A 243-nucleotide genomic window follows, 5' to 3' on the forward strand; every position below is an offset into this window, starting at 1 on the left:
GTTTGGGTCGGCGTAATACACGAGCAGCAGCGGCACATTCCGATAGGTTTTCAATATTACGTTGCTCCGTTCTCTGCAGACGGCTTGAAAATCGGCATTTTGGATCTCATCATGCCAAGCCCAGTAGTAATTGCCGTATTGCGGCAAAACGTATTCCGCACCATCTTGAAAACGGATTGACCGACAGAAATAACGCCCAATTTTTTTGCTTAAAATTTTTCCGACATCGTAAGACGTATAGAC

At 44.9% G+C, this 243-nt stretch carries 1 protein-coding gene; it reads left to right on the forward strand.

Annotated elements, in window-relative coordinates; all coding sequences use genetic code 11:
* A partial coding sequence (locus ACTHS3_RS18470; protein WP_440368870.1) for a hypothetical protein occupies positions 1-180 on the forward strand: 180 nt, incomplete at its 5' end.
* Positions 181-243: the final 63 nt, after the last annotated feature.

This window comes from Neisseria sp. P0009.S007 (assembly GCF_051962515.1).